Annotated in this window: 24 protein-coding genes; 10 read left to right on the forward strand and 14 right to left on the reverse strand. The window is 36.2% G+C overall.

Annotated features, from left to right (window positions below; all coding sequences use genetic code 11):
* Positions 1-2 precede the first annotated feature (2 nt).
* Positions 3-209, reverse strand: a complete 207-nt coding sequence (locus ABES03_RS23195; RefSeq protein WP_430121232.1) for a cold-inducible protein YdjO-related protein — start codon at positions 207-209, stop codon at positions 3-5.
* Between the two features lie 65 nt (positions 210-274).
* On the opposite strand from ABES03_RS23195, the gene ABES03_RS23200 reads away from it, so the two are divergent.
* A complete protein-coding gene (locus ABES03_RS23200) occupies positions 275-412 on the forward strand; it encodes a hypothetical protein (RefSeq protein ID WP_430121157.1) in 138 nt (45 codons plus the stop codon).
* A 30-nt stretch (positions 413-442) separates the two neighbouring features.
* On the opposite strand, the gene narI is transcribed toward ABES03_RS23200, so the two are convergent.
* Genes narI through ABES03_RS23220 form a run of 4 tightly spaced genes read right to left on the reverse strand, consistent with a single transcriptional unit; the run spans position 443 to position 6,915 of the window.
* Positions 443-1,174, reverse strand: coding sequence for a respiratory nitrate reductase subunit gamma (narI, locus tag ABES03_RS23205; RefSeq protein ID WP_430121234.1), 732 nt, complete (start codon positions 1,172-1,174; stop codon positions 443-445).
* 12 nt (positions 1,175-1,186) lie between these two features.
* Positions 1,187-1,717: a nitrate reductase molybdenum cofactor assembly chaperone gene (gene narJ, locus ABES03_RS23210; protein WP_430121159.1), complete on the reverse strand. Its 531-nt coding sequence runs from the start codon at positions 1,715-1,717 to the stop codon at positions 1,187-1,189.
* On the reverse strand, positions 1,710-3,236 hold the full coding sequence (narH, locus tag ABES03_RS23215) for a nitrate reductase subunit beta (protein WP_430121161.1): 1,527 nt from the start codon (positions 3,234-3,236) through the stop codon (positions 1,710-1,712). The genes narJ and narH overlap by 8 nt, the downstream gene beginning before the upstream one ends.
* On the reverse strand, positions 3,226-6,915 hold the full coding sequence (locus ABES03_RS23220) for a nitrate reductase subunit alpha (RefSeq protein ID WP_430121163.1): 3,690 nt from the start codon (positions 6,913-6,915) through the stop codon (positions 3,226-3,228). Before ABES03_RS23220 ends, narH begins: the two co-directional genes overlap by 11 nt.
* Positions 6,916-7,076: 161 nt before the next feature.
* Here ABES03_RS23220 and ABES03_RS23225 point away from each other — a divergent pair, with 161 nt between their 5' ends.
* Complete coding sequence (locus ABES03_RS23225) at positions 7,077-7,496, forward strand: hemerythrin domain-containing protein (protein ID WP_430121164.1); 420 nt, start codon at positions 7,077-7,079, stop codon at positions 7,494-7,496.
* Positions 7,497-7,568: 72 nt separating this feature from the next.
* A complete protein-coding gene (locus ABES03_RS23230) occupies positions 7,569-7,739 on the forward strand; it encodes a XapX domain-containing protein (protein ID WP_430121166.1) in 171 nt (56 codons plus the stop codon).
* A gap of 42 nt (positions 7,740-7,781) precedes the next feature.
* On the opposite strand, the gene ABES03_RS23235 is transcribed toward ABES03_RS23230, so the two are convergent.
* Positions 7,782-9,707 carry an endonuclease MutS2 gene (locus ABES03_RS23235; protein ID WP_430121167.1) on the reverse strand — a complete coding sequence of 642 codons (1,926 nt, stop codon included), beginning with the start codon at positions 9,705-9,707 and terminating at the stop codon, positions 7,782-7,784.
* Positions 9,708-10,190: 483 nt separating this feature from the next.
* Here ABES03_RS23235 and ABES03_RS23240 point away from each other — a divergent pair, with 483 nt between their 5' ends.
* Positions 10,191-10,898: a Crp/Fnr family transcriptional regulator gene (locus tag ABES03_RS23240; protein ID WP_430121169.1), complete on the forward strand. Its 708-nt coding sequence runs from the start codon at positions 10,191-10,193 to the stop codon at positions 10,896-10,898.
* Between the two features lie 55 nt (positions 10,899-10,953).
* Here ABES03_RS23240 and ABES03_RS23245 read toward each other — a convergent pair whose 3' ends face one another.
* Both ABES03_RS23245 and ABES03_RS23250 read right to left on the reverse strand, forming a co-directional pair.
* Positions 10,954-11,631, reverse strand: coding sequence for an LrgB family protein (locus ABES03_RS23245; RefSeq protein WP_430121171.1), 678 nt, complete (start codon positions 11,629-11,631; stop codon positions 10,954-10,956).
* Entirely contained in the window at positions 11,615-12,010 is a 396-nt protein-coding gene (locus ABES03_RS23250) for a CidA/LrgA family protein (RefSeq protein ID WP_430121173.1), read from the reverse strand. Before ABES03_RS23250 ends, ABES03_RS23245 begins: the two co-directional genes overlap by 17 nt.
* A gap of 181 nt (positions 12,011-12,191) precedes the next feature.
* Here ABES03_RS23250 and ABES03_RS23255 point away from each other — a divergent pair, with 181 nt between their 5' ends.
* Complete coding sequence (locus ABES03_RS23255) at positions 12,192-12,794, forward strand: SCO family protein (protein WP_430121175.1); 603 nt, start codon at positions 12,192-12,194, stop codon at positions 12,792-12,794.
* Between the two features lie 85 nt (positions 12,795-12,879).
* Here the strand turns inward: ABES03_RS23255 and ABES03_RS23260 are convergent, their stop codons facing one another.
* Positions 12,880-13,014 (reverse strand): hypothetical protein, encoded by a 135-nt coding sequence (locus ABES03_RS23260; RefSeq protein ID WP_264760442.1) that lies wholly within the window; start codon positions 13,012-13,014, stop codon positions 12,880-12,882.
* 178 nt (positions 13,015-13,192) lie between these two features.
* On the opposite strand from ABES03_RS23260, the gene ABES03_RS23265 reads away from it, so the two are divergent.
* The gene (locus ABES03_RS23265) at positions 13,193-14,812 is read left to right on the forward strand and encodes an ABC-F family ATP-binding cassette domain-containing protein (protein WP_430121177.1); all 1,620 of its coding nucleotides are present in this window, start codon (positions 13,193-13,195) and stop codon (positions 14,810-14,812) included.
* A gap of 53 nt (positions 14,813-14,865) precedes the next feature.
* Here ABES03_RS23265 and ABES03_RS23270 read toward each other — a convergent pair whose 3' ends face one another.
* Complete coding sequence (locus ABES03_RS23270; RefSeq protein ID WP_413310022.1) at positions 14,866-15,006, reverse strand: YuzL family protein; 141 nt, start codon at positions 15,004-15,006, stop codon at positions 14,866-14,868.
* Positions 15,007-15,106: 100 nt separating this feature from the next.
* Between ABES03_RS23270 and ABES03_RS23275 the strand changes: the two genes are divergently transcribed.
* Positions 15,107-15,349 (forward strand): YkuS family protein, encoded by a 243-nt coding sequence (locus tag ABES03_RS23275; RefSeq protein ID WP_308083584.1) that lies wholly within the window; start codon positions 15,107-15,109, stop codon positions 15,347-15,349.
* 30 nt (positions 15,350-15,379) lie between these two features.
* Here the strand turns inward: ABES03_RS23275 and ABES03_RS23280 are convergent, their stop codons facing one another.
* Both ABES03_RS23280 and ABES03_RS23285 read right to left on the reverse strand, forming a co-directional pair.
* Positions 15,380-15,793 carry a hypothetical protein gene (locus tag ABES03_RS23280; protein WP_430121179.1) on the reverse strand — a complete coding sequence of 138 codons (414 nt, stop codon included), beginning with the start codon at positions 15,791-15,793 and terminating at the stop codon, positions 15,380-15,382.
* Between the two features lie 125 nt (positions 15,794-15,918).
* Positions 15,919-16,407, reverse strand: a complete 489-nt coding sequence (locus tag ABES03_RS23285; protein ID WP_430121181.1) for an Hsp20/alpha crystallin family protein — start codon at positions 16,405-16,407, stop codon at positions 15,919-15,921.
* Between the two features lie 156 nt (positions 16,408-16,563).
* On the opposite strand from ABES03_RS23285, the gene ABES03_RS23290 reads away from it, so the two are divergent.
* Together ABES03_RS23290 and modB are read left to right on the forward strand one after the other, a co-directional pair.
* Positions 16,564-16,827 (forward strand): hypothetical protein, encoded by a 264-nt coding sequence (locus ABES03_RS23290; protein WP_430121182.1) that lies wholly within the window; start codon positions 16,564-16,566, stop codon positions 16,825-16,827.
* Between the two features lie 164 nt (positions 16,828-16,991).
* Positions 16,992-17,651 carry a molybdate ABC transporter permease subunit gene (gene modB, locus ABES03_RS23295; RefSeq protein WP_430121184.1) on the forward strand — a complete coding sequence of 220 codons (660 nt, stop codon included), beginning with the start codon at positions 16,992-16,994 and terminating at the stop codon, positions 17,649-17,651.
* 40 nt (positions 17,652-17,691) lie between these two features.
* Here the strand turns inward: modB and ABES03_RS23300 are convergent, their stop codons facing one another.
* A complete protein-coding gene (locus ABES03_RS23300) occupies positions 17,692-18,897 on the reverse strand; it encodes a D-alanyl-D-alanine carboxypeptidase family protein (RefSeq protein ID WP_430121186.1) in 1,206 nt (401 codons plus the stop codon).
* A gap of 215 nt (positions 18,898-19,112) precedes the next feature.
* Positions 19,113-21,629 carry a bifunctional lysylphosphatidylglycerol flippase/synthetase MprF gene (mprF, locus tag ABES03_RS23305; RefSeq protein ID WP_430121236.1) on the reverse strand — a complete coding sequence of 839 codons (2,517 nt, stop codon included), beginning with the start codon at positions 21,627-21,629 and terminating at the stop codon, positions 19,113-19,115.
* Positions 21,630-21,899: 270 nt separating this feature from the next.
* On the opposite strand from mprF, the gene ABES03_RS23310 reads away from it, so the two are divergent.
* Entirely contained in the window at positions 21,900-22,352 is a 453-nt protein-coding gene (locus ABES03_RS23310; RefSeq protein WP_430121188.1) for a cupredoxin domain-containing protein, read from the forward strand.
* Positions 22,353-22,394 lie beyond the last annotated feature (42 nt).

Genomic DNA, 22,394 nt, shown 5'->3' on the forward strand with positions numbered 1-22,394 from the left:
TATTAAATTTTGGGAAGCTCTTTCATTTCCTGTATCATTTCATTGCCACACATCGGACATAACAAATCATCTGCAACAAATTCTTTTCTCATCCAGCCGATACATGAGTCATCCATACAAGAATAGATTTCGGTATCCACCAGTATTGTTTCGATCTCTTCTTCTTTTGCTCGTTTACCGTAAAAAATTGGTACCGCCTCCTTTACTATTTAGTATGGACAATAATATGACTTTTCATTTCATAAATATCCCTTTTCTAAGGAGGTTCCCATCCATGGTTGGTAATAAGCTCTGTCATTTCACAAAAGTTGGTACTGATATTGAAGAGGTAAAAAGATTAAATAGTCAATCAGGCTTAAGTTATAATGAAGTGAAAAAACTGCTCGCTTTAAAATATCTTCAAAATAAATAATGAAGTGGAACCAATTCAGGTTCCACTTTTTTAATCCAATTTATTTTTAGAACGATCTGTTGATATCGCGATCGAACGCCTTCCGATAATGGAACGATATACAATAAATTTTCGGCTTAGATACTCTAGGGGGAGACTCCATACATGAACTAATCTGGTAAATGGCCATATACCAAAAAGTAACAGGGCTGATACCACATGAATTTGAAAACCAAGCGGAATACCCACCATTAAGCTTGGTGTCGGGCGTAGAGAAAGAATACCACGAAACCATGGACTAATTGTTTCCCTATATTCAAATGCTACTCCTCTACCTGTATACCAGACTGTATTAACAAAGCCTGAAAAAATAATAAGTGTTAATAAAACGAGAACAATAATATCCCGAAAGGTACTATGAATATAGATTCGCTTTACGGTAAACCTGCGAATCATTAGTAAAACAACACCTATAATAGTAGCAATTCCAGCAATTCCACCAATCCATACTGCCCCAAAATGGTACATATGATCTGTAACTCCAATGGCCTCGTATAATGCCTTTGGAACGAGTACGCCAGCCACATGTCCAAAGAAAACGAAGACAATCCCATAGTGAAATAGAATACTTCCCCATTTCAACTGCTTTTTTTCAAGAAACTCACTTGATTTTGCTGACCATCCAAACTGATCAACGTTATATCGATATATATGCCCCACCACGAACATCGTCAACATAATATATGGGAAAGACACCCAAAAGAAATTTTGAAAAAACGTCATCATTCAGTCCCCCTACGAAGCCTTTTGCTTACTTAGCATGTCTTCAATTGTTTGTACACATGCTTGCAGAATCATTTGGAATGGACTTTCTATTAATGATAATTCTTTTAATAAATTGTCAATGGACCTTCGATGAATCAGTAGCATTTTTTGTGCAGTTTTTGTTGGTACTAAAGAGCAAAATTCAAGTATTAAAGGTAAATAATCTGGGAGCTCCTCACTTTGTAAAGGGAGACCTGCTTCATAAAACTCACTCTTTAATTTCAAAAGTGCTTTTCCTCGATCTGGATTCTCACCAAAAAGAGGATAGGTTAAATAAAGGGTTGTTTTATCATTAAAATCAAATGTCTTCGTATAATCGGTACACAGCTCTAAATAAGTAGTTGATTCCAAATATGATTGAAATTGCTTAAATAAGACCTTCACTAGCTGATTTTCAATTAAGGCAATTTCATCTTTTAGCTCATTTGATTCAACCCAATTTCTTTCAGGATGCTGAAGTAAAATAGATGCAAGACCAAAAATACGTTGATAATCATCCATTTAGTTCCCCCCAATAATCGTCTCCTACTTTATAATCTCCCGGTATCCCTGGTGTAACCGAGCATCCGGAGCACGCCTCCATAAAATCAAACCCTCCAGTTCCTTGTCCTAAATATTGGTTTGCAGCATCCTCCCGATGTGAGGATGGAATAACATAGCGATCATCGTACTTCGCAATTGCTGCAAGTTGATACATTTCATGCATTGTTTCTTCTGTCATTCCAACAGCATCTAGTATACTTTTCTCTGGTTTCTTCCCTAGATTTAGTGACCTCATATAACTTCTCATCGCGACCATCTTCTTAAGAACTTTCCGAATAACTTCTGTATCCCCGGCACTTAACATATTGGCTAGATACTCGATTGGAATTCTAAGCTGGTCAATTTGAGGGTATATAACATGAGGATTGACCCCATCTAAGCCTCCATCAAATGCGCTCATCACTGGACTGAGCGGTGGAATATACCAGACCATAGGCAATGTTCTATATTCTGGATGAAGGGGTAAAGCGATCCGTTGTTCCACTGCTAATTTATAGACAGGTGACCTTTGTGCAGCTTCAATCCAATCCTCTTGATAACCAGCTTTTCGCGCTTCCTTGATTACCTCTGGATCGTGGGGATCTAAGAAGATTCCTAAATGGGCTTCATATAAATCTTTTTCATTGGTAACGGATGCCGCTTCTTCAACCTTATCTAAATCATAAAAAACAATCCCTAAATACCGAAGTCTTCCTACACATGTTTCTGAACAAACAGTTGGAAGTCCAGCCTCTATTCTTGGAAAACAAAAGGTACATTTTTCTGCTTTATGTGTTTTCCAATTAAAATAGACCTTTTTATATGGACAACCTGTTGTACAATACCGCCAGCTTCGGCATGCATCTTGATCTACCAATACAATTCCGTCCTCTTCCCTTTTGTAAATGGCACCAGAGGGACAGGAAGCTACACAAGTTGGATTGACACAATGCTCACAGATTCTTGGCAGATACATCATGAAGGTTTGTTCATACTCAAATTTCACTCTTTCTTCAATACCCTTTATGTTAGGGTCATTTTTCCCAGTCTGATATACACCGGCCAAATCATCTTCCCAATTCGGCCCCCACTTAATATCCATATACTCCCCTGTCACCTGAGACTTTGGTCGAGCCACTGGCTGGTGTTCTTTTTCAGGGCTATCTATTAAATTTTCATAATCATAGGTCCACGGTTCATAGTAATCATCTAATTGGGCTAAATCAGGATTGTGAAAAATATTTAAGAGCTTCGAAACTCTACCACCTGCCTTTAGTTCAAGCTTCCCATTCTTTAACACCCAGCCCCCTTTATATTTTTCTTGGTTTTCCCATTCTTTTGGATAACCGATTCCTGGTTTTGTTTCAACATTATTCCACCACATATATTCCGCTCCGGGACGGTTTGTCCACGTATTGTTACAGGTGATGCTGCACGTATGACACCCAATACATTTATCTAGGTTCATCACCATTCCAAATTGTGCTTTAATTCTCAAGCCAGTCCACCTCATCCCTATCTAGTTTACTAATAATAACTCTCTCATCGCGCTGGCTTCCACATGGACCATAATAGTTAAACCCATAACTTAGCTGGGCATATCCGCCAATTACGTGCGTTGGCTTCATTTGTAATCGCGTTGGACTGTTAAATGTACCACCACGTTCGTTCGTAATGGTTGAACCGGGGACGTTAATATGCCGCTCTTGAACGTGATACATGAAGGCTACTCCCCTTGGTAATCGATGGGAAACAACTGCCCTTGCAACGACAACCCCATTTCGGTTATACATTTGAAGCCAATCATTATCTGCAATACCAACTTCTTCTGCATCATGAAGATTCATCCATACAGTCGGTCCGCCTCTAAATAGTGTTAACATCGGAAGAGTATCAAAATAGGTACTATGGAATGACCATTTAAAGTGTGGTGTTAAATAACGTAAATTTATTTCCTTGCCCATATTAATTGGCTTTCGATCCTTTGACCGGAATGCCAACTTTTTTAAAGGTGCCTTAAATACTGGAAACTCTTCTCCAAATTCGAACATGGTTTCGTGGTCTAAATAAAAGTGCTGGCGGCCTGTTAATGTACGCCATGGAATTAAACGTTCCACATTTGTTGTAAATGGAGAATACCGTCTACCCCCCGTTTCCGTTCCACTAAAAACAGGTGTAGAAATGACTTGCCGGGGCTGGGCTGTGATTTCGCTAAATGACATATGCTCTTCTGCTCTTTCTTCTGCTAAATCTTTTAATTTCTGTCCTGATTTTTTCTCCAGCGCATCCCATGCCTTCATAGCTAGAGAGCCGTTTGTAGAACTAGAAAGAGATAGAATTGCTTCAGCAGCATCCCGAGCAGTGTATAGACTTGGACAATCCTTGTAAGAGGTTTTATTTGCTGTTCCAAGTATCTTTTTTAATTTTTCGTATTCTTCTTTTGCATTCCAGCCAATACCCTTAGCTCCAATTTGTTCCTTGATAACAGGTCCAAGGGTTATAAATTTTTCATAGACCTTTGTATAGTCACGTTCGACAATGTGCAACCGCGGGAAATTCTGTCCAGGAACTGGCTCAAATGAACCGTTTTGCCAATCTGGAATTTTCCCAAATGTACATGCCTCGGAAATTTCATCCCTAGAATCATGAAGCATAGGTGTTGCCACAACGTCTTGTACAGGCCCGCTAAAATATTGTTCGGCCATGGAAGAAAACTTTTTAGCCAATCCTCTAAATGTGTCCCAATCTGATTTCGATTCCCACGGAGGGGCAATTGCCGGGTTAAACGGATGGATGAACGGGTGCATATCCGTACTGCTTATATCATATTTTTCGTACCAGGTAGCTGCTGGAAGAATGATATCCGAGTATAACCCTGTTCCTGCCATGCGAAAATCTATATTTACCATTAAATCGAGTTTTCCCTCTGTTGACGGTTCGTCCCAATTTATATCTTCAGTTTTTAATTCTGTATTTTGCTCACTTAAATTTCCATGATGGGTTCCAAGCATATATTTCAAAAAATATTCGTGTCCTTTGGAAGAACTACCAATTAAGTTTCCTCTCCAAACAAACATAACTTTTGGAAATGATTTAGGGTCCTCAGGATTTTGAATCGCAAATTTTGTTCTTCCATCTTTCACATCATCTACAATGGATTGAATTATTTGCTCTTTATCAGTTCCTTTCGATTCTTCTACAAGTTTAATTGAATTCTTATCAAACTGTGGATAGGCTGGTGTCCATCCTAATCTTGTTCCCAAATAATAGTAATCACCTGTATGCTTATATCTTGGTTCACTAACTAAAGGTGATATTTGGTCTTCAATGGATTGATCATCATATCTCCACTGTTCTGTAACAAAATAAAAGAACGGCGTGGCAGCATGAAGCCTCGGAGGTCCACCCCAATCTCTTGCCATTGCAAGAGTCTGCCAACCTTCTAGCGGACGAACCTTTTCCTGTCCTACATAATGAGCCCAGCCGCCTCCGTTCACTCCTTGAGAACCTGTTAATAGAACTAAATTTAGAACGGTACGGTATGTCGCATCAGCGTGATACCATTGGTTTATGCCAGAACCCATAATAACCATGGAACGGCCTTTTGATTCATCGGCATTCTGTGCAAACTCTCTCGCTATCTGTGCTGCTAGCTTTCGGTCCACTCCAGTGAGGGCCTCTTGCCATGCAGGGGTGTATGGTTTTGGATCATCATAATCCTTCGGAAAATCACCTTGGAGCCCATTTCTTGCTACCCCAAATTTAGAAAGCATTAAATCAAACACAGTAGTTATATAGATTTTTTCTCCATTTATTTGAATTTCCTTTACTGGTACCTCACGTTTGAAAGTTTCTCTTTTTTCCACTTCAAAGTGAGGAAATTCAACGTTAACAACTGTATCTTCATTTCCTAACATAGTTAATAATGGGTTTAAATCAGATATGTTTTGTTCTGTGTCTTTTAAGTGGAGGTTCCATTGACCTTTTTCCTCCCATCGATGTCCAATCGTTCCATTTGGAAATGCAGGCTGATTGGTTTCATTGTTCCAAACAGCTGTTTTCCACTCTCCATTTGAAAGAGTCTTGTCAAGCTCACTAGCTCTTAAAAACGTACTGGAAACGAAGTTTTCTCCATGTGGTTTTAATTTCACCAGGAATGGGAGGTCCGTGAATTTTTTCGCATAGTCATAAAAATATTCTGTTTCTTGGTCCACATAAAACTCTTTTAAAATAACATGAGTCATTGCCATTCCTAGGGCTCCGTCCATACCTGCTTGAACATTTAGCCAGTTATCAGCGAATTTTACAAACTCAGCATAATCAGGGCTAACAGCAACGACCTTTGTCCCACGGTACCGTGCTTCGACCATAAAATGAGCATCTGGAGTCCTTGTCTGTGGAATATTAGAACCCCATACTAATAGATAAGAAGAGTTAAACCAATCAGAGCTCTCTGGTACATCTGTTTGTTCTCCCCATACTTGTGGAGAGGCAGGTGGAAGGTCTGCGTACCAATCATAAAAACTTAATAAGGAACCGCCTAGTAGTGATAAAAATCGACCGCCTCCTGCATAACTAACCATTGACATTGCTGGGATGGGTGAAAATCCAAAAATACGGTCTGGACCAAATTCTTGAATTGAATGAATAAGAGAAGCACAGATTAGTTCATTCACCTCATCCCATGATGCCCGGACAAGCCCCCCTTTTCCCCTTGACTGTTTATATCGTTTTGATTTCTCTGGGTTTGTAGTGATTTCCCGCCATGCAGCAACAGGATCGTTCGATTTTTGCAACTCTTCACGCCACATATCTAATAAATGACCACGAACATATGGGTAACGAACCCGGAGAGGGCTATAAATATACCAAGAAAAGTTTGCCCCTCTTGGGCATCCACGCGGTTCATATTCGGGCATGTTAGGTCCTGTTGATGGATAATCGGTCTGCTGTGTTTCCCATGCGATAATTCCATCCTTCACATGCACCTTCCAGCTGCATGATCCTGTACAGTTAACCCCATGCGTCGTTCGAACCGTTTTATCATGCTGCCATCTTCTGCGATAAATCTTTTCTGAATCTCTATCCATTGGAGACATCACGGCATGCGTAGCTACATCCCTAGATTTTCCAAAGAATTTTATTTTTTTCATTAGTGGCGTTCGTTTTCGACCCATAGACTCACCTTCCTACGACATTTTTACTTATTACCGTTTCCCAAAAATGTTAATGTATACAAAAATTATGACTCCCAGAATGGTCAATCTGAACCTATTAAGTTTTAAATCAATTTATTTTGGACAAGAATGGAATATAGTATTTATGAAGGAGAACACTTATGTCAGGACCGTCTTTAAGAAAAAAAAATTCTCATCATTCGATTCATGATGGCATATTTACAGAAGCCCGCGATTTAACAAATGTGCTAAAAAAACTTTTATTGGAAAAAAGAGATAAAGAATCAAAGGAAATTTGTGATGCCTTGATTGAGCATTGGGAGACGAGAACACTTGCCCACGCACAATCAGAAGAGGAAGGATTTTTCGTTGAAAAATTGAAGGAAAATCCTGAGTTAAAAGAGATGATTATTAAATTGAAAAGGGACCATCAAATTTTAGAAATCATCGTAAACTCGATTAAAACGAAGATTGAGAATAAGGGAGTGACAGAAGAAATTCTCCCCTATTTCTATGCTTTACTTGTTGTTTTTGAGTTACATAATCATGAGGAAGAAAACAATTTGTTCATAACCGAATAAGAAATAAAAAATAACTCATACTTAGGAAAAGAGCTTTGTAAGTTCAACTAAACTAGGTGACGAGGGAACCACATGAAAGAGTTAGTCTTAAGCTTAATTGCCGGTATGGCTGTTGGAGTTTTGTTTAGATTTTTAAAACTGCCCCTGCCAGCTCCTCCAGTCTTCTCTGCCGTACTAGGTGTATTTGGCGTCTATTTTGGAGGAGTTGTTGTAGACTGGATTATGCAAAATTATATAAAATGAAGAAAAGCGTCAGCTAGAAATATACTCCTAGCTGACGCTTTTTTATTCTGTATAGTCAATTGTTAGATTTTCTTCATGACCTTTATTGAGTATTTTACTTTTCTTTCTATTTTCCTTTGATTGAAAAATAATATCAAAATCATAATCTTCCGGATAAAGCTCACTTGCAGGAAGATACAAACCAATTCTTTTATGATTGATTGACATTTTTTCCCCTTTCACTTGGACTATATAATTTCCAAATTGATCTGGACCTTTATAAATTATGCCAAATTCATTTGAAGGAGAAAGTTTCACATTATCACCTTGTTGGTAGTGTTGTACTTTCGACTCTGTTTTTGAAGCGATTTTTTCATTACGATGTTTATTAATAATTACCTGTTTTTCAATTTCTTTCAATTTCCATGGGTCTGTAATTTCCGTTTTATACTCTTTTGCTTCCTTGTAAGTAACGAAGTGTGCTTTCTCGATTATTTTTGGATGAATCCCAAGTTTTAATGCAATAGCAAACGCCTGACTCTCGCCCCCTCGCCCGATAATTAAGCGGTAGGTCGGGCTTAACGTTGCTAAATCAAATTCCATCGATCCATTTAAAAATCCTTCATGTGTTTCTGCAAAATCCTTTATTTCACTATAATGAGTGGTTGCCAAAAGCACTGCACCTTTTTCGTACAAGGTTTCTAATATCGCTGTAGCAAGCCCCATACCTTCCCCTGGATCTGTCCCAGAACCCAGTTCATCTAATAAGACCAAGGTCCGATTGTTCGTTTCCTTTAAAATATCAATAATATTTACGATTCTCGAACTAAACGTACTTAAATTTTCAGCAATGCTTTGCCCATCACCAATATCAACTAAAATCCGTTCAAAGAGGCAAAGATTGCTCTCTTTAGCAGCTGGTATATGAAGACCACATTGGACCATTATCGTCAAAAGGCCAACTGTTTTTATTGTTACAGTTTTTCCTCCTGTGTTGGGTCCAGTAATAACTAATGCATGTTGCCCTTTACTCATTTTAAACGACAACGGCACAGCCTTTTCACCTAAAAGAGGATGTTTTGCTTGGATCAATTCAATTTCATCTGATTGATTGATTCCTACTTTCGTACCATTTATAGAGCGACAATACTTAGCTTTAGCAAACAAAAAATCATAATGAACCATGGTCTCAATAGCAATGAGGATTTGCTGCTCCTTTTCTTCCACCAACCCGGTTAAATAACTAAGAACTTTTTGTACCTCAACCTCTTCATCTGCAAGTACCCACGTTAATTGATCCTGATATACGGCAATTTCCTCGGGCTCAATAAAAAGAGTGGAACCGGATGCGGATGTATCTAGCACCGTTCCCTTCAGTTTATTTCGATATTCTTTCTTTATGGGAATGACATATCTTCCATTCCTCTGACTAACCACATTTTCCTGTAGAAAAGATTTATATTTATTTGATCGGATTAGTTGCAGTGTCTTTTCTTTCAAACGCTCTTCTTGAATGGCAATTTGTTTTCTTATCTTTAATAATTCTTTACTCGCGTAATCATCCACCCTTCCATTACGGATGCACCGAATAATCTCACTTGCAAGTTCAGGTAATTCATCGATCGCATCCACGTAAGCAGACACTCTCGGAGCGTAATACTCCTTATCCTTCATATATCTTCTCATTTTCCCACAGCAATCCAAAAAGTCGTAAAGCTTCACAAGCTGATCAACTCTTAATGCAACCCCCTTGTTCATGTTATTTATTAACTGTTCCATTCCCTCTAACCCATGGACAGGAACACTAGCACTCTTTTTTAAAATTTCAACCGCTTCTGTAACTTCATCTAGCCATGCTTCAATTTGCTTTTGATTGGTCGATGGTGTCAGGCACCTAATTTTTGTTTTCCCCTCTTTTGTTAACGCAAAGGTTGAAATGGCTTCTTTAATTTCCTCAAATTGTAATACTTGAAAAGTATGTTGGTTCAATTGAAAAACCTCCTAATAATAAAAATAGCCGCAATGAACAATGTCATTGCGGCTAAACGTAAAATACGTTCAATTCGTCACACCAAATTTAACCAAAATAAAAACTGTCTACACGAGTGTACACAGGCTACATTGGTAAAAGAATGTATGCGTATGTTTGCCCATTGTTCTTAACTTCACTCCATAACTACAACTAAATAAACCTTCCTTGTCTCTCAAACAAGAGGTTATTCTGGCTATTATAGAATGAGTGTATCCAATTGATTGGATTAGTTAAGAACGACACCTAACATAAAACATACTCCCTTTTTTAGAAAAAAGTTAAATTCTTATAAATCATACAATAAAATTCAATTATTTGTCAATTCGCTGAATGAACAAAAATTCAAAAACCTTTAACATTCATCGTTCAAAAGTGGGTACTTTAATTTTCCTCTAGCGTTTATGATAAACCTAAGGACTATTTTAATTAAGGAGGTAAAAATGAGTCATAATCAAACAGCAAATACTCTAACAATTGAATTAATCGAACTCTTACACCGTGCTAGCGCTGGCAGGACAATTGACAAAAAAAAAGGGACTTTCTTATTCCAAGAAGGTCAAAATGCTACGGAAATGTTCCTGATATTATCAGGCCAGATTCAAATTTCAAAAATGAACGCAAAAGGCCAGGAGCTTTACTTAAGACTATGCTCAGCCAATGAAATCGTTGGGGAATTAACATTATTCACCGAGGATCCAAAATACATATTTAATGCTAAAGTCGTTACTGACAGTAGGGTAGCTGCAATTCCTCTATCTTCCTTAGAAAGCTCCCTTTTTCAAAATAGCAAACTCGCTTTTCTTTTTCTAAAGTGGATGAACGATCATTATCGAAGAACAATGACTAAGTTTAGAGATTTAGTACTCTATGGCAAAAAAGGAGCCCTTTACTCCACACTAATCAGACTTTCTAATAGCTATGGAATACAACAAGAAGACGGCATTCATATTACAGTTCCCTTAACCAATCAAGATTTAGCCAATTTTTGTGGAACAGCTAGAGAAATCATTAGTAGGTTGCTTGCTGAATTAAAAAGAAATAAAATTATATCTATTGACCGCAAAAAAATCATTATACATAATATCGAGTTTCTAAGGTTACAAAATGACTGTGAGAATTGCCCCGTTTCCATTTGTAATATTGATTAATATGGAGTAGTTAAAATAGTTAAGTTAATTAACAAAACCATTTATGTTAAGATATTCAACTGATGAAATCAATAATATACGGAATGATAAGAGAGGTTAATACCGCTGCGATTCCCATTGCAGCACCTGACACAGCTCCCTGTATCTCCCCTTCTTTCACCGCCTCTGCTGTTCCTATTCCATGGGCAATGGTTCCAATCGACAATCCTCGAGCAAAGGGATGGTTTATTTTAAACCAATCCAAGAGTTTTGCACCAAACATGGCTCCAATCATTCCTGTTATAATAACAAAAGCTGCAATTAGTGAAACATTACCTTTTATGATTTTTCCAATTTCGGTAGCAACTGGAACGGTAACAGATTTAACTGTTAACCCTCGAATAAACATCTCCGATAATTCAAACCAATGAGCTAGTATAAGAGCAGAGGTAATTGTTGAAACTGTCCCGATTATTAGACCAACAAAAGCTGCAGAAAAATATTTAGTGAATAGATGACGATTTTTATAAATGGGTAGAGCAAGTGCAACTGTAGCTGGGCCTAGGAAATAAGTTAAGAAGTTTTTCGCGGGAATGTACTCTTCATAGGACAGATTAGAAGCAACTAATAATACAATAATAATGACTGTACTTAAAAAAACAGGGCTAGTTAACGGAGTGGAATATTTTTTTGAAATGACTCTTGCTAGATAATAGACAGAAATAGTTAGGATAATATTATATAGCGTGATCATGATGGCTCACTTTATCCTTTTCATTTTTTATGATTACAGCTTGCGTCGCTTTACCCGCCGTTAAAAGCCCTATAAATGCACTAACAATAAGTATAAACATGAGTGGTAACCACTTATTTACTAAGGTATCCCCTAAGGTCATTAATCCAACTGAAATGGGGATAAAAAAGAACCCAAGATGTTTTAATAGCCAGCCAGCTGCTGTTTCTATTTGGTCCACCTTTATAATACCCATCAAAAGAAAGAGGAAAAGAAGAACAATTCCAATTACATTCCCCGGAATAGGCATCTTAAAAAATCTGACAATAAGATTCCCCAGCTGATATATGACAATCAGAATCACCATCTGTAAAGTAAATTTAAACGCTTGTTTTACCATAACAAACACCTATCCTCTAAATTAAAATCCAATTAAATACTTTTCACCGAACCGATGAATACCTCTATTAATATTAAAGTATAAATGATTATTCAGTCGAAGACCTAAACTTTTGTTCACAATATATCCATATCTTTTTTTTGAGAACTTCATTATCTTATTGTTAGGAGGGATTGTTATTATGAAAAAAATCTATCTCATTTGCGGACTAGCTATATTTTTGGGGATTGCAGGAGGAATCTCGTTCTTTCTCATTAGAGACGCAAATGCGAAAATACCAGCAGAAGTAAGTTTGATTAATCAAAATGGTACTACATATAATTTTGGCAAGGACCATACTAAATTGAAACTAATTGAATTTATCTATACCCATTGCCCTGATATATGTCCTACCACCACACAAAAGATGGTTGATTTGAAGAAAGATTTAGAGAAAAGTGGCGTATACGGCAAGAAAATTGAATTCATTACCATTACCATTGACCCGTACCGTGATACTCCTGAGATATTGCAAGGGTATATGAAAGGCTTTGGAATAAATAACGACGAAAAATGGACATTTTTAACAGGAGACAAACAAAATATTAAAAAAGACCAAGAGCAAATTCAAAAGGTAACGGATGCCTTGCAATTTCAATACAAAGACCCCGGAAATGGGCAATTCGTTCATTCCACCTTTACGTACTTAGTCAATCAAGACAATAACTTTATAGCAAAGTTTCCTATGGGAAATGACTTTAATAAAGAAGAAGTATATGAAACAATTATGGATAAGCTTGATTAGCCCACATAGGTTTGTTATAAATAAAAAAAGCGGTTAGTCCTTAGGATTAATCGCTTTTTAATACCAATTTTTCCTATTTAATTCACTAATTCACAGATGAAGGATATTTTTTAATTTGCTGCAAAGATAAAAGGTAATTGGACTTAGGTTTAGTTAAGCTTGCTTTTATTCCAGCTTTTTTTAATTTATTTACGAGTTCAGTAAGCTGTTTTTTCGCCATACTTCTCACCTTCTTTAAAACTTCTTAATCCAATTCTACAACAAAATTATGAATAAAGTGTGAAAATGAAAAAATTTTTTAGAAAAATTTTCTTTCTATCCAGGATAATGAAAGAATTCGCTCTTCGACAGCTTTAGTGATATAATTAATAGATATTTTGTTTTGGAGGATATTGTATATGATTACAGTAAGTAATGTAAGTTTAAGATATGGTGACCGGAAATTATTTGAAGATGTAAACATTAAATTCACACCTGGTAATTGCTATGGTCTAATCGGTGCAAATGGAGCTGGTAAGTCCACATTTTTAAAGATACTTTCTGGCGAAATTGAATCACAAACAGGAACAGTTCAACTGGGACCTAATGAGAGAATGGCTGTTCTTAAACAAAACCACTTTGAATACGAAGAATACGAAGTTCTAAAAACGGTTATCATGGGTCATTCCAGACTTTATGAGGTTATGCAGGAAAAAGACGCGATCTATATGAAAGAGAACTTCACTGACGAAGATGGCATGAAAGCTGCTGAACTTGAAGGTGAATTTGCTGAATTAAACGGATGGGAAGCAGAGCCTGAAGCGGCAATTCTTTTAAAAGGCCTTGGAATCGGAGAAGACCTTCATTATAAGACGATGGCTGAATTAACTGGTTCTGAAAAAGTAAAGGTTCTACTTGCACAAGCGTTGTTTGGCAGACCCGATGTTTTGCTTCTGGACGAGCCTACAAACCACTTAGATATCAAAGCAATCCAATGGCTAGAGGAATTCTTAATTAACTTTGAAAATACAGTCATTGTTGTATCCCATGACCGTCACTTCTTAAATAAAGTATGTACCCATATTGCTGACTTAGACTATGGAAAAATGCAAATTTATGTGGGGAACTATGATTTTTGGTATGAATCAAGCCAGTTAGCATCAAGATTAACCTCTGATGCAAACAAGAAGAAAGAAGAGAAAATAAAGGAACTGCAAGCCTTTATTGCCCGGTTTAGTGCCAATGCATCGAAATCCAAACAGGCTACTTCTCGTAAGAAGCTATTGGATAAAATAACTCTCGATGACATTAAGCCTTCCTCTCGCCGTTATCCATTTGTTGGCTTTACACCGGACCGTGAAATCGGGAACGATTTACTAAGAGTTGAGGGATTAACAAAAACGATTGATGGCGTAAAAGTTTTGGATAATGTTAGTTTCTTTATGAATAAGAACGATAAAATTGCTCTTGTAGGTACAAATGAAATTGCGAAAACTACTCTTTTCAAAATCTTAATGGGTGAAATGGAAGCAGACAGTGGTACCTTTAAATGGGGAATTACCACTTCACAAGCATATTTCCCTAAAGATAACTCCGAGTACTTTGAAAACTCTGAGCTAAATCTGGTGGATTGGTTACGTCAATTCTCTCCAAAAGATGAAAGCGAAAGCTTCTTACGCGGGTTCTTAGGAAGAATGCTGTTTTCAGGAGAAGAAGTTTTAAAGAAAGCTAGCGTTCTTTCCGGAGGAGAAAAAGTTCGTTGTATGCTCTCAAAAATGATGCTAAATGGTGCCAACGTTTTACTTCTAGACGAACCAACGAACCACTTGGACTTAGAATCAATTACGGCACTCAATAATGGGCTAATTAATTTTAAAGGCTCATTGATTTTTTCATCACACGATCATCAGTTCATTCAAACAATTGCAAATCGGATTTTTGAATTAACACCTAAAGGATTAGTAGATAAACAAATGTCTTACGATGAATATTTAGAAAATGATGAAATTCAAAAGCAAGTAGCAGAAATGTATAAATAAACGATTAGAGGCTGACCTATTTTCAAAGATAGGCAGCCTCTTTCTTTCTAACCTTACATTTGTTTTTGTTTTCTTCGTGAAGAAGGCTCAGCTCTTGATCCCGTTTCTGTAGTTGTTGTCCCTTGACCCTCTACTTGGGGTGAACTAAGTCCGATTGTCGAAGGATCAGCTTTCTTTTTACTCCGTTTACCCATCATTACACCTCCCCTAATAGCTTTTGGAAGATTATTGCTACTTATACCGAATATTTACGGTAAACTTAGGCATGATAATCTACAGGAGGAGGTGTTTTGTATGGCAAAAGTTGGAGTAGAACAGTCTCTTACAAACATTCAACAAGCACTACGCGAAAAAGGCTACGACGTAGTTGAACTTAAGCAGGAATCAGATGCACAAAACTGCGATTGCTGTGTTGTAACTGGGCTCGATTCAAACGTAATGGGAATGCAGGATACGGTTACAAAAGGTGCAGTTATAGATGCAAATGGGATGTCTGCTGATGAAGTATGTCAGCAAGTGGAAAGCAGACTTCAATAATGATTATCCAAAAGACTAAAGGATGACACTTTAGTCTTTTTTATTTGACTGGAAATTAATCTTTGGACCTTTTTGAGAAGAAGAACTTTTGAAATTCTTCTTTTGTTGTTCCCCCCCTTCCTCTTCATTATCTAGATTAGGTTGGTATTCACTTCCATAAGTTGCCCCAATATTTAATTTCCCTTTAAGTTCTTTAATTCCAAGTTGACCAAAATTATTATTTAGTTCGTATTTATCTAAAATGATTTTTTCAATGTTTATCTTCTCTATTATAATTGGCGGATCTTTTGTTTTACCTGTCTCTTCAGAGGGAGATTGTTGTTGGAGGGTTTGTAGCGATTTTTTTAATTCCTCTATGTTTAATTCTAAGGAAGTCAACTTTTTCTTTAAATCCTTTTCATAATCACTTTTGTTAAAGATTAGGAATAAATCTTTTAATGACATGCTCACAAACGCTCCCTTATTTTTTACCTTACTTTCATATATATGGGAAATTTAGTCTAACATGTCCACTATTAAAAGGACGATCTAAAACTGAGATTTACTTCAAAGATCACTTTCAGCACTTTCTAATCAATTGGAATGATTTCCCCTTTTTCAACGATTCGCTGATAACTTACAAATAATAATCCATTCCAAAATTTAGCACTCAATTGATTAGGACTAACAGTGTCTGGCAATCTAATTTGTCTCTGAAAATCTCCATAAAACCTTTCTGAATAGGTAAGCTTCAATTCAGAATGATTTAATAAGGCCTTTCCTTTAACCGTTAAGGAATTTCCGTTCAGCCCTAATTCAAGATTCTCTTTTTTCATTCCAGGAACCTCAATCACAACCAGGACTTCACTTTCACCTTCCAATATATCGATAGCGGGGTATGGGGGTGTATTTTTTTCTTCCCTTCCAGATTGTTTAGCAGCACTTGAATTTGGCGCTGTAAAAGGCTGATCATTCATAAATTGCTTAGCAAAATCCTGGTCAAAAATGTTGTTCCAAAAATCTCCTCCATTCATATTTTTGGCCACATCCATCCATTGCTTTAATTTATCCATGTCCATCTAATCCCACCTCCTACTTCGTGTATTACACAATAGAGGATATTTATTACTATTATCTTACTAACGATATTTATAATTTAATCCATATATTACTCTTCTTTCATAAACGTACACGAAAGACATATATTAATAAACAAGGAAAAGGAGGAGATTCAAATGCCGGCACCAGCTCCGTATATAAATATTAATATATTCATGATTAAAATAAATTCCTTCGAAAATGCTTCTGCCGTAAATATTGGTCAAAATCTATTGGCCGAATGGCATAATTCCGATAAGAAAAATCAAGGCTACGGACAAAATTTTGGAGATAAAAGTGATTTTATCGGAACCAGAAGTTTTGTCGATGACAAAGATCAAATCGACTCCCCATCCTCTTTTAATGCCCGTCCTCTTCATTCTGAAAATGATTGCCCATAAATTCCAACCTCTGGCAGGGAAATATAGTCACTTCGAAAACTGCCTAGGCAGTTTTTTATATTCTCATCTTTAACATTCCATCACATTTAGCTATAATAATCAGGTAGAGATTACACTAAAGAAATTTTCAAAAAATATGGTTTTACAGTATTGGATTGATGACCTTGTTTCATGATGAATTTTGGACACCAATAGTATTATCAATAAAAGTTGCAGCCATTTCAGTAACTGTAGTATTTTTCCTCGGAATTTTACTTGGCAGATTATTTGCAAGAAAGCAATTTAAGGGCAAGATACTACTCGAGACCTTCCTTCTTCTTCCAATCGTCTTACCTCCAACTGTTATTGGTTTTTTATTAATTTACATATTCGGAAGAAATGGTCCATTTGGAATAATTATAGAAGAAGTATTTGCACATCCAATTATTTTCACTCCAACGGCAGCAGTGATTGCATCAACGATTGTTGCCTTTCCATTAATGTACCAAACTGTCAAAATAGGTTTCCAAGCAGTAGATAGAGGAATCGAAGAAGCGGCAAGGGTAGATGGTGCTGGCGAAATTAAAGTATTTATATATATCACTTTCCCATTATCTATTAAATCAATATTTGCAGGATTAATTCTAAGTTTTGCACGAGCACTAGGGGAGTTCGGTGCTACCTTTATGTTTGCCGGAAATATTCCTGGAAAAACGCAAACGGCACCTACAGCAATTTATATTGCAATGGAATCCGGAAATATGAATTTAGCCTGGTTTTTAGTTGCAACAATGGTTTTTATCTCCTTTTCTTTCTTGTTACTCACAACAATTACACAAAAATAGCCATGGAAGGTTCTATAACCTCCATGGCTTTTTTAGATTTTTAATAGTTTCTGGTAAATACTTTGCGTCTTCGCATTCCAATAATAGTTACGGTACATAGAATAATGAATATGCCAATTAACGTATTAACAAGAATAAGTGGTGACTCTTTTTTGTTAACCTTCTTACTTATTACAGGTGCTTTTTGGGGCTTTGGGGGTTCTTTTAATTTTAATTGAACCGATTGAATCACATGTCCATTATTATTCGCAATAGAAAGTAGCCCTTCATTACTTACCTTCTTTAAATTCCCACTAAGGTTCTCTGTGATTAGAATATCCTTTTCTGGGTAAAATTCTTTATTATCTACCTTAAAAACTTCCTCTTGCTTAATCATTGCATGCTGATAGCTTTTAAAACCGTAATCAAACAATGTAGCGGTATCATTATACTTATCGTTTTTTAAATCTGATTTCAGTACAACTGCAGTTAACTTTAAGGTTCCATTACTTGCGGTCGTTGCCAACGTTTGTTTTGCTTCGGTTGTGTACCCCGTCTTCCCTCCTGAAATCCCAGGATACGGCAGCTCTCCCTTTAGCATACGGTGATGGGTTAATATTTTTGTATTCCAAGATTGACCCTGCCAATCGAGAATTTTTGTCCCGAAAATCTCGGCAAAAATAGGATTTTTCATAGCGTAATTTGTCATTAATGCCAAGTCCATTGCTGTTGTATAATGATTTTCATCATGCAATCCATTAGGATTAGTGAAGTGAGTATTAGTAACACCAATTTTTGTTTTAAGGTATTCGTTCAAGTTCTCAGAAAATCTTTCTACACTGCCATCCAAAAACTCTGCGATCGCGACAGCTGCATCGTTTCCTGAGTTAACAAGCATTCCTTGAATAAGCTTCTTTAAAGGCACTTGTTCTCCCTCATTTAAATAAACCCTCGTACCATCCTGTCTAACTGCATTTTCACTCACCGTAACAAGGCTGTCTAAGTTCCCTTTATCAATAGCATAGATAGCTGTAGCAATTTTTGTAAGACTAGCAGGATACATTTTTTCATTAGCGTTTTTTGCATAAAGGACAGCATTTGTTTCTGTATCTAATAAAACAGCTCCCTCACTTTTCAAGTCCAACTGCTCCTGTGTCTCCGTTGCGAGGACATTGGACTGGAAAGAAAATAGGAGGAAAATAATCATTATGAGGTACGAAAAAATTTTTTTCATTATTACACCCTTACTTTTACATTTAATCCCCATTCGATTTTAACAGATTATTTGAATAAATAAATAGTTTTTAAAAAAATGTTATGAATTGGAATTGATTCTAATTATTAAAAAGAAAGGCTCTGTTAAACTTGTCTGTTGATTTCCGCTCCAGGCACTTCGCTCCAATCAACAGGGTGTTAAAATCAACACTGTTCTTTAACACAGCCAAAAGAAAAACCGGTTGTTAAAATTACAACCGGTTGAATCTATGCCCTTTTTTTGGAAATCAATAATGTTATTTGAGCCATAATAATCGGTAATGAAGATTTTCTTCTATAAGCAAGATATTTAGGTTCCCAAATATTTGTATATTTCTGCTTAAATTGCCGTAGACCTTGAAATTGATAAATAAAGTGACCATGTAAGAATAATTGCGCAGCAATTTTCTCACTTAAAAAAGCAAATCGAGATAAACCAACATTAGCCAAAGGGGCCATCCCCATATTAAATCTTTCATAGCCCTGTTCCTTAGCCCAATCAATTAATGATAGAAAGAGAAAATCAATCATTCCCGGTGGTGAGTTAGGTCGAAATCTCATTAGGTCCACGGAGATGGTTTGTTTATTATCGTATACATACATAAGGCTCATAAAACCGAGAATTTTCTTTTCTTCATCCCTAACAATCGCGATTGGAGCTTTATTTAGATACTCTTCATCAAAAAATCCCAGCGAAAAACCTTTCTCTCTTCTCCCTTGAAGCCACTCATTAGAGACCTCTCGTAATTCTTCAATAATTTGGTTAGAGTATGGTGGTTGAATTAGTTCAAAAACATAACTTTCTCGATTGAATTTATTTTTTAATGCTCTTAACCCTTTCTGTTTGTTACCAAATAGTGAGAATGTTTTTAGGTCTACAAAGGCCTCTTCTCCAAGTTTAAAAAACGCAAAGCCATGTCCATGTAAATATGGGAGCATTTCATCACTAACTTGATAGAAAACAGGAGTAAAACCATAAAGATCCGCTATTTCTTGAAATTCCTCAATTGCATTAGAAATTTCACTTTGTTCACCGATTGGATCACCGAGAATGACTAATTTATCAGCATACTTCTGAAAAGGAATTAACACATTTTTCTTGCTGTTCCAAAAGATATATTTATCATGCAAAAAAATAAGATGAGATAAAACCTTTCCATGATATTTTTTTAAATGATTGTAAATTTCCTTTTCATGATCGATTGATTTCTCTAGCTTCCATTTCTTTGGCAAGCTAATTAAATAACCTGTAAATAAAATCATCATGGCAATGACAAGTCCAATAATTGCACTTGTAAACAAATCACGATAATCCAAGATTACATATGGCAGAAATTTATCAGGTATGGTTAATTTCGAGATTGGTAAATTTAAATAACCGATTAAAATATACATTGAAGTGATCACTAGTATCACAGTAACATCAAAAATTGTTTTCCCCCATGTTAAAACATAACTTTCACGGTAGAACTGCCCCTTAGAAATTCTAAGTAAAAGCGCTACTATGATTAAAAAAGTAGCTTCTTCATAATCTATCCCTTTAAATATGGAGAATAAAGCAGCAAGTATTAAAGCAAGCATGGTTAACTCATATGCTCTTTTTACATTGTATTCAATACCGCGAGACAAACCTAATAACAAAAAACCAGCAGCAACTGATAATTGATGGGATACATTTATTATTGGGAATGACAACAACTCCTGAGCAATCTTAAGTCTTGACATAATACCCGGAACACTAGCAGACAAAAGAAGAATTAAGCCAGATAGAAAAACCAACATCGTTAATATCACGTGACTTAACCCTTGGATAATCGCTTTTGGAAGTTGATTCCATGCTTGATTCCATCTCTCCCAATAAAGCTTTACAAAAAAAACTAGGCTAATAAAAAATGGTACAAAGTAATAGCCCAATCGGTAAAATAACAACAATACTAGTACCTTTTCATCCGGTACGTGTAACTCCTGCATTCCCCATAGAAATATTAAATCAAAAGAACCTAATCCCCCAGGAATCATACTAATAATACCTGCACAAGCCGCCACAATATAGACCGGAAACAAATCTTTTGTTGCTACAGGAATCCCTAATAACCGGCTCAATAGTAAAATGGCAACAAACACAGCCAACCATTCTATGACCGAAACAATGACCAGCTCTATACCTACCTTAGCAGTAATCACTGACTCTTTCCTCGACTTCATCATGTGTACACTTACAAAAATGGGTAGGTACAAACCAACACCTAATACTGCAAAATATAGCCATTTTGTATCAACAAACAATGAAAAATGACGAAAGCCAATTGCTACAATCCATGCGAGCACAGATATACCTGTTAAATAAAAAAGTGAAACTGAAGCAATTACACCAAGAAGCTTGCGTTTATCCTGTTCAAGTTTATGAAAAAAGTATGTTCTAAGCATGGCCCCTACTAGACCACCGAATCCTATTAAATTAGAAAATGAATTGGCAATAAACGATTGTTCTAGCAGTTCCCTACTAACTACCTTTAACTTTAAAATTCGTACAAGTATAACGTCGTAAAGCAACATAGGTAAAACAGCAATAAATGTGATCGTTAAAATCAGCAATAAGACCCATATATTTAACTGATTGATTTCGTTCTTCAGTAATTCTACATTCAAATCTCCAGTAAACCTTTTCATTTCTATAATTGCAAAAATTAATAATAATAGCGGAAAGATAAATTTAATTACTTTAACTATTTTCTCTTTCTTCATTCCCAACAATATGACCACCTATTATTTTTTTACTGACTTAAATATAAACTTTTCAACTGTAAAAACAAAGAAATATATTCTGTGATAGATGATTTATTATTCTTCATTGTAGACATTTTCTTTTTGGTTCAACCGTTTTCACTGTAATTCAATAGTACGCATCCTATTGTCCTATACTTTAGCAAAATGAAAAGTTTTAAAAAAAAAGACAAGTTTTCTAACCAATTATGCATAAGTATTAAATAGGACAAATTTAGGAGGCGGTTATTAATGAAGTTTGTAGTGTTTAAGAAAGAGACCCTGCTGTTTTTTTTAGCATTAGGTGCAGTAATAGCAAGTATTTCTGCTTGGTTGATGTTAAAAGCAGGCGATACAACCGTTTTTAATCAACAGGCAGATAGGAATATCCGTGAAATCCATATGGTAACAGGGGAATTCAAAACAAAAATGAAAGATGGAAAAGAAATAGAGGCATACCGTTGGGATCCTGGCACAATAGTAATTGAAAAAGGGGAAAAGGTCCGTTTAATTATTAGTGGAATCAACGGTGAGGAGCACCCATTTTATATTGAAGGAACTGCAATTAAAGGAAAAGTAAAAAAAGGAGAAGATACAATTGTCCCCCTACAGTTTAAAAAAGAAGGAACGTATCGCCTCGTATGTGAAATTCATCCAGACAGAGTTCATAATGGTCCAATGATTGGTTATATAATAGTAGATTAAAAGCAGGAGACAATCTCCTGCTTATTTCTTTTTTTCCGCTGC

It is taken from the genome of Neobacillus rhizosphaerae, assembly GCF_050477885.1.
In the GTDB taxonomy this organism is placed as follows: Bacteria; Bacillota; Bacilli; order Bacillales; family Cytobacillaceae; genus Neobacillus; species Neobacillus rhizosphaerae_A.

Excerpts from the sequence above, each read along its gene's own strand:
- ABES03_RS23200 (WP_430121157.1), top strand. The coding sequence starts at position 275 with ATGGTTGGTAATAAGCTCTGTCATTTCACAAAAGTTGGTACTGATATT.
- narI (WP_430121234.1), bottom strand. The coding sequence starts at position 1,174 with ATGACGTTTTTTCAAAATTTCTTTTGGGTGTCTTTCCCATATATTATG.
- narJ (WP_430121159.1), bottom strand. The coding sequence starts at position 1,717 with ATGGATGATTATCAACGTATTTTTGGTCTTGCATCTATTTTACTTCAG.
- ABES03_RS23220 (WP_430121163.1), bottom strand. The coding sequence starts at position 6,915 with ATGGGTCGAAAACGAACGCCACTAATGAAAAAAATAAAATTCTTTGGA.
- ABES03_RS23225 (WP_430121164.1), top strand. The coding sequence starts at position 7,077 with ATGTCAGGACCGTCTTTAAGAAAAAAAAATTCTCATCATTCGATTCAT.
- ABES03_RS23230 (WP_430121166.1), top strand. The coding sequence starts at position 7,569 with ATGAAAGAGTTAGTCTTAAGCTTAATTGCCGGTATGGCTGTTGGAGTT.
- ABES03_RS23240 (WP_430121169.1), top strand. The coding sequence starts at position 10,191 with ATGAGTCATAATCAAACAGCAAATACTCTAACAATTGAATTAATCGAA.
- ABES03_RS23245 (WP_430121171.1), bottom strand. The coding sequence starts at position 11,631 with ATGATCACGCTATATAATATTATCCTAACTATTTCTGTCTATTATCTA.
- ABES03_RS23250 (WP_430121173.1), bottom strand. The coding sequence starts at position 12,010 with ATGGTAAAACAAGCGTTTAAATTTACTTTACAGATGGTGATTCTGATT.
- ABES03_RS23255 (WP_430121175.1), top strand. The coding sequence starts at position 12,192 with ATGAAAAAAATCTATCTCATTTGCGGACTAGCTATATTTTTGGGGATT.
- ABES03_RS23260 (WP_264760442.1), bottom strand. The coding sequence starts at position 13,014 with ATGGCGAAAAAACAGCTTACTGAACTCGTAAATAAATTAAAAAAAGCT.
- ABES03_RS23265 (WP_430121177.1), top strand. The coding sequence starts at position 13,193 with ATGATTACAGTAAGTAATGTAAGTTTAAGATATGGTGACCGGAAATTA.
- ABES03_RS23270 (WP_413310022.1), bottom strand. The coding sequence starts at position 15,006 with ATGGGTAAACGGAGTAAAAAGAAAGCTGATCCTTCGACAATCGGACTT.
- ABES03_RS23275 (WP_308083584.1), top strand. The coding sequence starts at position 15,107 with ATGGCAAAAGTTGGAGTAGAACAGTCTCTTACAAACATTCAACAAGCA.
- ABES03_RS23280 (WP_430121179.1), bottom strand. The coding sequence starts at position 15,793 with ATGTCATTAAAAGATTTATTCCTAATCTTTAACAAAAGTGATTATGAA.
- ABES03_RS23285 (WP_430121181.1), bottom strand. The coding sequence starts at position 16,407 with ATGGACATGGATAAATTAAAGCAATGGATGGATGTGGCCAAAAATATG.
- ABES03_RS23290 (WP_430121182.1), top strand. The coding sequence starts at position 16,564 with ATGCCGGCACCAGCTCCGTATATAAATATTAATATATTCATGATTAAA.
- ABES03_RS23300 (WP_430121186.1), bottom strand. The coding sequence starts at position 18,897 with ATGGGGATTAAATGTAAAAGTAAGGGTGTAATAATGAAAAAAATTTTT.
- mprF (WP_430121236.1), bottom strand. The coding sequence starts at position 21,629 with ATGAAGAAAGAGAAAATAGTTAAAGTAATTAAATTTATCTTTCCGCTA.
- ABES03_RS23310 (WP_430121188.1), top strand. The coding sequence starts at position 21,900 with ATGAAGTTTGTAGTGTTTAAGAAAGAGACCCTGCTGTTTTTTTTAGCA.